The following is a 10,499-nucleotide window of genomic DNA, read 5'->3' as shown; positions in this document are numbered from 1 at the left end:
GGTTAACTGCTAGCAAAAAGAAGGTCAATAAAAAAGTTTGATTGCTAAAGAGAGGGGGGTGAATTCACCCCCCTCTCTTTAGCTCTGAAGTGGCTCACTTTTACTCCGCCACATGGCTCAGTTTTGGTTTGCCATTGACATGTGCTCTTGTTTGGAAAAAGAAACATTTTCGTCATATATATATTTCGCAATATCCGTATTGCCTAAAAAAGTACTTCTCTTCTCCTCTATCCCAGTAGAGATATCAAAGAGAGATTTTAAACTTGGATCTTGAAAAAAGTGCTGGGGATTCGTTGTATTAATCAATTTTTCTGTCTTACTCTTGAAATATAACGTAAACCTCTTTAGCAACTCCATCTCATTTAAATAAAAATTCACCTTTTGAACATCTTCTCTCTTGGAACCAAATCCCCAAACTTCAATATATTCTGGAAGAACATTGTAAACCGTACAGCCATTCCAAATATCCATATCATATAGAGTTGCATGCAAGGGATTTGTGGGTTCCCCAGACCACTGAAAAACTTGCCATCCTGGCTTTAATATATTTTTACCCCCACTTCGGCACGTTACATTTAAATTGAGGCTATTCTCAAATCGAGTCTGAACCCATTTTAAATTATCACAGAGATGGAAGTATCTCCCATCCCGATAGTACCTAAGATGGGCAAAATGCTTGAAGTTTAAGCTTTCATACAGTGGCGCACAAACTTCCTTTAGCTGCCCGCCGACAGATTTTACAAAATCCATTGTCGATTGATTCGACTTTGGAGAAACAATCATTAGCCACACCCTTTAAACGACTTTTTTCTAACATCTAAATTAATTGCATAAGAATTAAAAAACAATCGTTGAAATTACAGTATGAAAAAGCCCTAAGCTATTGTCAAAATGTTTCAATTGATTCGAAGAAAATAGGATTTTTAAGAGAGAAGACGCAAAAAAAAAGCCCCCATACGGGGGCAAGAAACAATCATTGCAGGCAAGTTCAATAACTGTCTGGATTCATCCAAAGCTCTTCATCATCTGTAAAGTATGAACCGATGAAAAATCTCTGATCCGTGTTTTCTCTGGGATACCTGTTACTCCACTTCTGAATACTGTCATAAGTGCTATGTATAAATCTAGAAACCCCATTTCTGGTTATAAAATTTCCTGAATGCGAGCTCAAGCTTTGTCCTGAATCATTCGCAAAACATACTTCTTTCATTTTCATTCCCCCAAAATATTTATATTGTATTTCTTCAGATATATTCTTTTAGAAATCTTTATTTTTTGCATTTAAAAAAATCATAGCAGAAATTCTAAAATGTCAAAGTGAAAAATGCTCTCAGATTTATCAATTGTTTCAATGAGTTATTTATGTGTAATAATCTAGCCCAGTCATATAGGTGTTTTTTACGGTACTGCTTTTTCGTCATTCCTGTGTTGCTCTTTAGGAATACCAGTCCTATCTCTCTTCAATAGCTTTATTTTTGCATCCATTGGGAGTACTAAGAATAGGGTAATGTATGTGTAACTCTGGAAACTAAAGAAATGACCTATTCAACGACTAATCTCTTTAGTTTTCTAAGAGGACAGTGGACTTTAGCACGATCTGTCACGGATTTTAGAGATGAGAAGACATTTTCTCTAAAGGGAATTGCTTCCTATGAAGGAGATTTTCCAATTCTCATTTATAATGAGGAAGGAAAAGGTATCGGACCACAATTTGAAAACGACTTTTTTCAGTCGTACACTTATAAATTCAACACAATCAGTACAGCAGATATATTATTCACCGATGGCCGATTTTTTCATGAGCTTTGTCTGGAAAAAGGGCCCTGCCTTACAGAACATAAGTGCAACCAAGATATTTATCAGGGAAGCTTCACCTGTCTCTCTCATACTCAACTAAAAATGTGCTGGCATGTGAAGGGGCCCAGGAAGGATTATGAAATAATAAGTACGTATATAAAGCAGTAGTATTTATAGTTACCCGTCCACACGGCGCCAGATGCGCTTCATAAGTAGATAGAGGATGAAGGTAAAGAAAAAGAGATAGATGATAGTGGTCACACCCATCTTCTTTCGTTGCTCCATGGTAGGCTCTGATGCCCAGGTAAGGAACACCGTAACATCGGTTGCCATTTGATCCACAGAGGCACGCGTTCCATCTGAAAACGACACAAGGTCAGCATGTAATGGTGGCGTCATAGATATTTCACCGCCAGGAAAATAGGGATTATAAAAGCGTCCCGGCGGCAATTCTTTCCCCGGGGGCGGATTTTCATATCCCGTTAAAAGGGAGTACACATAATCAGAGCCATTTTCCCGCGCTTTTACAACAAGAGAAAGATCTACAGGAAGGGCCCCATTATTTGCAGCACGTGCAGCTTGATCATTGTCAAAAGGCCTAAAGAACCTATCGGTCGGCCTTCCTGGGCGTTCATAAAACTCGCCCAGATCGTTGGGACCATCTTTGACCGTATATTCAGCCGCAATGGCTTTTATCTCCGTGGGAGAAAAACCCAAATCTATCAAGTTCCGATAACTGATATAGTTAAGGCCATGGCAAGCAGCGCATACTTCCTTATACACCTGAAAGCCTCGTTGGAGTTGTCCCCTATCGAATGTCCCAAAAGGACCCGCAAATGACCATTCGCGCTGTAAGGGGGCTCTCACATCTTCCATAGCCCCTACTCCAAAGGAAGCAAAAATCCCGATAGCGATTAAAATTCCTGAGAAACGCTTCATAGACGGCACCTCTTGGCCGCATCAAAGGATTCGGGAACCGGAAGCGTTCTTTCAAACTTTCCCAAGAGAGGCATAAACAGAACGAAGAAAGCAAAATAATAGACGGTCGCAAGCCTTCCTATAAGGATAAAATAGCCTTCTGGTGGATTTGCCCCAACCCAACCCAGGACAATACAGTCCGCCAAAAAAGTCCAAAAAACGATCCTATAAAGAGGCCGATAGCGAGCACTCTTTACTTTACAAGTATCAAGCCAAGGAACGACAAAAAGGACAAATACGGATGCAAACATAAGCACGACACCGCCAAGTTTGCTGGGCACAGCTCGTAGGATTGCGTAGTACGGCAAAAAGTACCATTCGGGAACAATATGAGCCGGCGTAACGAGTGGATTTGCCGGATCATAATTGACGGCCTCACCAAAGAAATTGGGCATAAAAAAGATAAAGGCTGACAGAACGAGGGCGAATACGCCCAAACAGAATAGGTCCTTGATGGTATAAAAAGGATGAAAGGGAACGCAATCTTTGGGCTTGGTTGGTTCAATCCCAATAGGATTATTGGATCGATGCTGGTGGAGCGCAATCAAATGCAACCCTACGATGGCCACTATAAGGAAAGGAAAAAGATAATGGAGTGCATAAAAACGGTTTAAAGTGGGACCACCAACGGCAAATCCGCCCCAAAGCCAAGAAACAATGCTTTCTCCAATAATGGGAATCGCAGAAAACAGATTGGTAATCACTGTCGCGCCCCAAAAACTCATCTGCCCCCAAGGCAACACATACCCCATAAAGGCTGTCGCCATCATAATAAGGAATATAACCACACCCATGATCCATAAAAGTTCTCGAGGTTTTTTATAGGAACCATAGTAAAGCCCTCGAAGCATGTGGATATAGACAACAATGAAAAAGAGGCTGGCCCCATTCATATGAAGATACCGAATGAGCCATCCATAGTTCACATCTCGCATAATGTGTTCCACACTGGAAAAAGCGTACTGGGCATTGGGATCATAATGCATGGCCAGAAAAATCCCCGTCGCCATCATCAAGACTAAAATAATGCCGGCCAGGGATCCAAAACTCCACAGATAGTTCAAATTTCGGGGCGTAGGATACTTTTCCAACGCGTGGGAAAGGAATGTGAAAACTGGCAAACGATAATCGATCCATTTCACTAATCGGGTATGAATAGGTTGCTTTGCCATTCTTAAACTTCCTTCCCAATGCGAATCTGCGTCGATGTTAAAAACTCATAAGGTGGCACGGCCAAATTCGTTGGCGCTGGTCCCTGGCGTATTCTCCCGGAGGTATCATAGGCCGATCCATGGCAAGGGCAGAACCAACCTCCATAGTTTCCTTTGGGATCGCCAGATTTTTGCCCCAAGGGAATACAGCCCAAATGGGTACAGATGCCAACGACCACGATCCACTGAGAATCTATGACCCGTTTCTGATCTGTCTCGGGATCAGGCAACAAGGCCATATCTACGGTTTCGGCTTCTTTAATTTCCACGGGTGTACGGTGACGGATAAACACGGGCTTTTCCTGCCAGACTGCTGTTATTGCCTGGCCCGGCTCGATGGAGGATAAATCGATCTCAATAACGGCCTGAGCCAATACATCCGCGGCCGGATTCATACTATTAATAAAGGGCCACGCCATTGCAGCAACCCCCAAGCCCCCCATGGCCGTTGCCGTAAGAGTGAGGAAATCTCGCCGCGTCGGCTCTTTCTTTTCCTGCCGTATGGGCGCTTTCTTTTTAGGTGAGGTTGTCATTCTTTATCCGTGTTTTATAACCCTAAGATCCTTATACAGGAGAGTATTTAAAAAATCAGCTGCTTTTTTTCTGTTTCCGTCTTCCGTCTACGCTTCGCTACGACGTGACGAGTCCGTTTCCGTCTTCGCTTCCGCCTACGCTGCGCTATGGCGGACAGGCCGCTATGGCGTGACAAGTCCGCTATGACGTGACGAGTCCGCTATGACGGGACAAGCCGCTTCCGTCAAGGATAGCAGATACAAAGTCACTCTGATTCATGCACTATGGATCCCGCGATGCCAACTCACTCTATAACTCTCCGGCTTAAGACGCCGGTTCGTTTAGAGTTCCTAGGCTCCGGGATGACGGCGTTTTTATCGTCTTCCAGGCCCCAGCTTCGTCCTCCCGGCCATTAGGAATTAGTCTTGTCTCGTCGTAGCGAAGCGAAGACGGATGAGCGCGGGATCCAGGCCCCAGCTTCGTCTTCCCGGCCATTAGGAATTCTTGGTAAGCCGGAGGCGCGCCTTAGAATTTCTTATGAGCGCGGGATCCAGATTTATACTTTTTAATTCCTGCACTATGGATCCCACGATGCCAACTCACTCTAGGACTCACCGGCTTATCCGTCTTCGCTACGCTACGACGTGATTTTATACTTTCTAGATGCCGTGACCGATTCGCCTAGAGTTCCTAGGCTCCGGGAAGACGTCACTCTGCGCATGGCTAGACCTCGCTTTCTAGGCCTCTCCGGCTTAAGACGCCGATTCGCCTAGAGTGCCTAAAGGTTCTGGCATGACACAATTATGATGTAGACATAACACCCTCGTAAGAGCGGCGGGGCCTCACCCAGTTCCAACGATTTCTCACGCCATCCTTGATTTTTATGCAATTAGATTGTACTTATTTCGAATTATTAAATTAAGGCATTTCGTATTATGAAAAAATTAGTTGTCACATTGTATAGTGGAAATATTTGGGTCGAGTTCTCTAATTCTCGCGATGAAATAATGGGGTCCCAATGAAACAAAAACTTTTCTTATATGCATGGGTTATTTGTTTTTCTGTGCTTTTTTCAAGCACAGGTTATGCAACACAAAATATCATAACTTTTGAGCTTGAGGATCATAAGCTATCCTATACGCGTGATGGTTCTTCCGTCACTCTTACTGATAAGGATACAACACCAATCGATGAACTTAAATTTACGCAAAAATACATAACGTACTGTGGAGCCCCCATAATTGATCATACTTTATCCATGGAAAGCGTTTTTAAACTACTCAAAAGCGTCCCGTTTATTAATAATGTTGTGCTTTATTAAATTGAAGAATTAGCTGATGAAGGAATACACCTAGCTTGCTGGTTGCAGTTTTATAAAAGAGACTGCAAATGTAGATAAACCCTACAGCCGTCTTTCCGGAACCTACGAACTCTAGACAAACCAGTGACTTACGCTAGTGAGTTAAAGAGTGAGTTGGGATCTAGAGTTCAAAGGACTCACCAACCCCTTATAACCAATAACTCTCAGCCAATCCCGAAAACCTTTTCAAACTCCCCTCTTAACACTCTGTCCACCTCATCCATACCTAAATTCACTCCCATTTTTTGCAAAGAAGTGACACCATGGTCTTGGATGCCACAGGGAATAATGCCTTTGAAAGCCTCCAAATCGGGATTCACATTAATGGCAATGCCGTGGGAACTCACCCATTTTTGAATGCGCACCCCAATGGCAGCGATTTTATTTTCAGTCGTGAATTTCGCTGGTTCAGATTGATCTCCAACCTTTGGCCTCCCCTCCTCCACCCAGATGCCAATTCTGTCAGCACGTCGCTGGCCCCATATGTCAAACTGAGCCAAGCTATTAATGATCCACTGCTCTAGGGCCTTTACATAGGCTCTCACGTCGCCATTCGTGGAACCACCTATGGCTTGACTGCGCTTTTTCAGGTCCAACAGAACGTATACAACACGCTGGCCCGGGCCATGATAGGTGACTTTTCCCCCACGACGAGATTCATAGACCGGAATTGGTTCAGCCTTAAGGACATTGCTGGTCAAATCGCTTGCCCCTGAAGCATCTTCTGATTTATCCCCAGTACCGCCCCTATTTAAGACATCTGCCATTTTACCACTAGCACCTCTCCTATTAAGGACATCTGCCATATTACCACTGGCCCCGCACGTATAGAGGGGAGGATGCTCTAGAAACCATACTAACTCTGGTTCAATTCCATTTCGAATGGCCAGAGCACGCCTCTCCATAAAGGCAACAGCCTGCTCATAGGGAATCAATTCCTTATCAAAACGCCACTCAATAGAATCCACGAAATATTCTCTCAATTTTGGACTTTCCCCTTTATGACCGCCTTTAGGGACTTGATCAAGTGCCCAAGATTTGATATTGCCCACGTGCAGGTTTAATGATTAACCTTTAGTCATTTAAATACGCGGTCGTGGCGGAATTGGTAGACGCGCAGCGTTGAGGTCGCTGTGGGAGATAATCCCGTGGAAGTTCGAGTCTTCTCGACCGCACCATAAAACTTTGTTATTATCTGATTTAAGATAAAAATAATTAAAAAAGGACCTGACGGCATGAAACCGATCGATCCAAAGGATAAAAACGAGCATATCCCCCGGACGGATCACTCTGCTGCCTCGGATATGGGCGCAGACACCCCCATGCTGGACACAATTTCATCACATCTTATTCAGGCCATTAAGAAGTCTCTTGAGAAAGAAGACAAAAAAGCTATCAAAAAGCTGGTCGAGCCTCTCCATGCCGCCGACTTAGCCGACCTTATCGAAACCCTTAAACCAGCCAACCGCGAACAGCTCGTCAAATTCCTTAGGCCTACATTAGACCCCGAAATGCTCCCCGAACTGGATGACAGCGTTCGTGAAGAGGTGATCGAGTACATTGGAATCGAACAACTGGCCAAAGCCCTTCGCGAGCTGGACAGTGACGATGCCCTCTCCATCATTGAGTATTTGGAGCCCGACCAACAACATGCTGTCCTCCACACTATTCCCGCCAAAGAACGTGCCAGCTTTGAGCAAGTTCTTACGTACCCGGAAGAAAGTGCCGGACGTCTCATGCAACAGGAGGTCGTCGTGGCCCCTCCCTTTTGGACGGCCAAGGAAACCCTCGAATATCTCCGCAAAGGAACAGATCTCCCCGAATCTTTTTATGAAATTTACGTTGTGGATCCGCGCTATCATTTGGTAGGAGCTGTCTCCCTCAACACTCTCATTAAAGCAGATGAAGATAAGAAACTAACGCAACTGTACAACGAAGATCTCCGGGCCATCCCCCTCACTATGGATCGTGAGGAAGTTGCCTATCTCTTCCACCATTATGCCTTGGTCTCGGCCCCCGTCGTGGACGGTAAAGGGCGCCTCCTGGGAATGATTACAGCCGACGACGTCTTAGAAGTCATCGAAGAAGAAGCCGAAAAGGACATCCTCCAACTGGCTGGTGTCACGGATACAGATTTTCACGCCCCCTTCTTTGAGACCTTTTACCGTCGCGTCGGGTGGCTTTTTATCGGCCTTGTCAATACCATGCTGGCCGTCACAGTAATTGCCCAGTTTACAAGCTCCATCGAAAAAATGGTGGCCCTAGCGGTTCTTATGCCTGTTGTCGCCACCATGGGGGGAAATGGCGGCATGCAAGTTCTCATTGTGACCGTCCGCGCCATTGCCATGCGCGAACTGCGTGGCCCCAACACACAACGCGCCATTATCAAGGAAAGTCTGATCGGGGCCCTAAATGGGCTCTTTTTTGCGCTTATTCTCATCGGCATTGCCATCCTCTATTATGACGACTTGGGCTTGGGCTTCGTCCTGGCAGGGGCGATGATCTTCAACATGCTCTGGGCCGCTCTAGCCGGAGTCTTCCTGCCCATTATCATCGACCGCCTGGGCTTTGATCCTGCCGTGGCCAGCGGGCCCCTTCTTATCGCCAGCACCGATGTCCTGGGCTTTGCCTCCTTCTTGGGCTTTGCGACTTTGTTTTTATTTTAGTTAAGCTCTACTTTCTTGGGCTCCGCTACGACGTGACAAGTCTAATTCCTGGATCCCGTGCTCATAAGGTATTCTAACGCACGCCTTCGGCTTGCTAAGAATCCCTAATGGCCGGGAAGACGACTTTGGACGTGTTCTTTGGAATGCAAGGATTCCAGAATCTCCGTCTTCTCGGTGCCTAGGAAGGGGGGGCTTAGAAGCCTCTCCACTCCCGTCTTCGCAGAACGCAGTGAAAGTCCTGCCTAACAGCCTCTCCAATCTCGTCTTCGCAGAACGCCCAGAAAACCCTGCCTAGAAACAGCCTCACTGCCGTCTTCTCGGAACCTAGGCACTCTTGGTGAACCGGCGTCTTAAGCCGGTGAGGCTTAGAGTGACTTGGTATCGCGAGATCCAGGGAAGCAGATGACAGAGCTCTATTCCCTGATTCCTGCACTATGGATCCCGCGCTCATCCGTCTACGCTTCCGTCTGCGCTACGCTACGACGGACAGGCCGCTACGACGTGACAAGCCTACTCCCCAATGGCCGGGAAGACGGTTTTGGACGTGTTCCTTGGACTGAAAGGATTCCAGAGTCTCCGTCTTCTCGGAACGCCCTGAAAGCCCTGCCTATCAGCATCTCCCTTTCTAACATCCAAAACACGTCTTCCCCTCCTCCGTGCTTTTGGATAGAATGTAAATAAGAATATTGTCTTCCTATTCAATCAGGGGGTTGCACTTCATCTCTGAATTCACCAATAAACAAAAATGAATGAATAAACATATGCTCTACTTCGATCTAGACGACACTCTTCAGATGCTACGGGATACGACGCAATCCTTTGCTCAAAAGCATATTGCACCCAGGGCCGCCGAAATCGATGAATCAAATGCTTTCCCCCGGGATCTGTGGCCTGAGATGGGAAAGCTTGGCCTCATGGGGATTACAGTCCCTGAAGAATATGGGGGGAGCAGCCTTGGGTACCTGGCTCACGTGATTGCCATGGAGGAAATATCCCGAGCCTCGGCCTCGGTGGGCCTAAGTTATGTGGCTCACTCAAACTTATGCATCAACCAAATTGTCCTCAATGGTACCGAGGCCCAAAAGAAAAAGAATTTGCCCAAGCTTCTGAGCGGGGAGCATGTGGGTGCCCTTGCCATGAGTGAAACCGGTGCCGGCTCCGACGTGATCAGCATGCGCCTTTCCGCCCAGGAAAAGGACGATCACTTTGTCTTAAATGGCACCAAAATGTGGATTACCAACGGCCCCGATGCAGATGTGGTCGTGGTCTATGCTAAAACAGATCCAAAAGCCGATGCCCACGGCATTACAGCCTTTATTGTCGAAAAAACAATGGCAGGCTTTTCCTCGGCCCAAAAGTTGGACAAACTGGGCATGCGGGGCTCCAATACATCGGAACTTGTCTTTGACAACTGTCATGTCCCAAAGGAAAACATCCTCGGTACCCTTAACAAAGGCGTTGCTGTCCTCATGTCAGGGCTGGATTTTGAGCGTGTGGTTATTTCTGGCGGCCCTCTTGGAATTATGCAGGCTTGTCTTGATATCGCCCTCCCCTATGTCCAAGAACGGGAACAGTTTGGCAAGAAAATTGGGGAGTTTCAGCTGATGCAAGGGAAGCTCGCAGACATGTACACAAATCTATCGGCTGCCCGCAGTTATCTCTATAGCGTAGCCCATGCCTGTGACCAAGGCCGCATCGGTCGCAAAGATGCCGCCGCGGCATTTCTTTTTACGGCCGAACACGCCACTCAAATGGCCTTACAGGCAATTCAATGCTTGGGAGGAAATGGCTATATAAATGAATACCCAACGGGAAGGCTGCTGCGCGATGCCAAGCTGTTCGAAATCGGCGCCGGAACGTCTGAAATCAGAAGAATGTTGATCGGACGTGAGTTATTTGAAAAGGGAACCCCTTAAAAAACATCTTTAAGAATAACGCCGCAGCAAAGCACTCACTCCCCTACAATGCTTCAGA

11 protein-coding genes and 1 tRNA gene are annotated in these 10,499 nt (G+C 46.2%); 7 read left to right on the top strand and 5 right to left on the bottom strand.

Annotation, left to right across the window (positions count from 1 at the left end):
* Nucleotides 1-117: 117 nt before the first annotated feature.
* On the bottom strand, nt 118-783 hold the full coding sequence (locus HOL16_08130) for a hypothetical protein (GenBank protein MBT5390645.1): 666 nt from the start codon (nt 781-783) through the stop codon (nt 118-120).
* Nucleotides 784-1,536: 753 nt separating this feature from the next.
* Between HOL16_08130 and HOL16_08125 the strand changes: the two genes are divergently transcribed.
* Nucleotides 1,537-1,965: a hypothetical protein gene (locus HOL16_08125; GenBank protein MBT5390644.1), complete on the top strand. Its 429-nt coding sequence runs from the start codon at nt 1,537-1,539 to the stop codon at nt 1,963-1,965.
* A gap of 9 nt (nt 1,966-1,974) precedes the next feature.
* Here the strand turns inward: HOL16_08125 and HOL16_08120 are convergent, their stop codons facing one another.
* The 3 genes from HOL16_08120 to petA are packed head-to-tail and all read right to left on the bottom strand — an operon-like array spanning nt 1,975 to nt 4,519.
* A complete protein-coding gene (locus HOL16_08120; GenBank protein MBT5390643.1) occupies nt 1,975-2,736 on the bottom strand; it encodes a cytochrome c1 in 762 nt (253 codons plus the stop codon).
* Nucleotides 2,733-3,947, bottom strand: coding sequence for a cytochrome b (locus tag HOL16_08115; protein MBT5390642.1), 1,215 nt, complete (start codon nt 3,945-3,947; stop codon nt 2,733-2,735). Before HOL16_08115 ends, HOL16_08120 begins: the two co-directional genes overlap by 4 nt.
* A gap of 2 nt (nt 3,948-3,949) precedes the next feature.
* The gene (gene petA, locus HOL16_08110) at nt 3,950-4,519 is read right to left on the bottom strand and encodes a ubiquinol-cytochrome c reductase iron-sulfur subunit (GenBank protein ID MBT5390641.1); all 570 of its coding nucleotides are present in this window, start codon (nt 4,517-4,519) and stop codon (nt 3,950-3,952) included.
* Nucleotides 4,520-4,924: 405 nt separating this feature from the next.
* Here petA and HOL16_08105 point away from each other — a divergent pair, with 405 nt between their 5' ends.
* Nucleotides 4,925-5,068 carry a hypothetical protein gene (locus tag HOL16_08105; GenBank protein ID MBT5390640.1) on the top strand — a complete coding sequence of 48 codons (144 nt, stop codon included), beginning with the start codon at nt 4,925-4,927 and terminating at the stop codon, nt 5,066-5,068.
* Between the two features lie 449 nt (nt 5,069-5,517).
* The gene (locus HOL16_08100; protein MBT5390639.1) at nt 5,518-5,820 is read left to right on the top strand and encodes a hypothetical protein; all 303 of its coding nucleotides are present in this window, start codon (nt 5,518-5,520) and stop codon (nt 5,818-5,820) included.
* A gap of 203 nt (nt 5,821-6,023) precedes the next feature.
* Here HOL16_08100 and lipB read toward each other — a convergent pair whose 3' ends face one another.
* Complete coding sequence (gene lipB / locus HOL16_08095; GenBank protein MBT5390638.1) at nt 6,024-6,842, bottom strand: lipoyl(octanoyl) transferase LipB; 819 nt, start codon at nt 6,840-6,842, stop codon at nt 6,024-6,026.
* 107 nt (nt 6,843-6,949) lie between these two features.
* On the opposite strand from lipB, the gene HOL16_08090 reads away from it, so the two are divergent.
* The 4 genes from HOL16_08090 (at nt 6,950) to HOL16_08075 (ending at nt 10,441) form a co-directional block, all read left to right on the top strand.
* Nucleotides 6,950-7,037, top strand: a tRNA-Leu gene (locus tag HOL16_08090).
* 57 nt (nt 7,038-7,094) lie between these two features.
* Nucleotides 7,095-8,525 carry a magnesium transporter gene (gene mgtE, locus HOL16_08085; GenBank protein MBT5390637.1) on the top strand — a complete coding sequence of 477 codons (1,431 nt, stop codon included), beginning with the start codon at nt 7,095-7,097 and terminating at the stop codon, nt 8,523-8,525.
* Between the two features lie 402 nt (nt 8,526-8,927).
* On the top strand, nt 8,928-9,206 hold the full coding sequence (locus tag HOL16_08080; GenBank protein ID MBT5390636.1) for a hypothetical protein: 279 nt from the start codon (nt 8,928-8,930) through the stop codon (nt 9,204-9,206).
* Nucleotides 9,207-9,274: 68 nt separating this feature from the next.
* Nucleotides 9,275-10,441, top strand: a complete 1,167-nt coding sequence (locus HOL16_08075) for an isovaleryl-CoA dehydrogenase (protein ID MBT5390635.1) — start codon at nt 9,275-9,277, stop codon at nt 10,439-10,441.
* Nucleotides 10,442-10,499: the final 58 nt, after the last annotated feature.

The organism is Alphaproteobacteria bacterium, from assembly GCA_018662925.1.
In the GTDB taxonomy this organism is placed as follows: Bacteria; Pseudomonadota; Alphaproteobacteria; order 16-39-46; family JABJFC01; genus JABJFC01.
The sequence above is the reverse complement of the archived record's forward strand: the minus strand, read 5'-3'. Positions and strand labels throughout refer to the sequence as shown.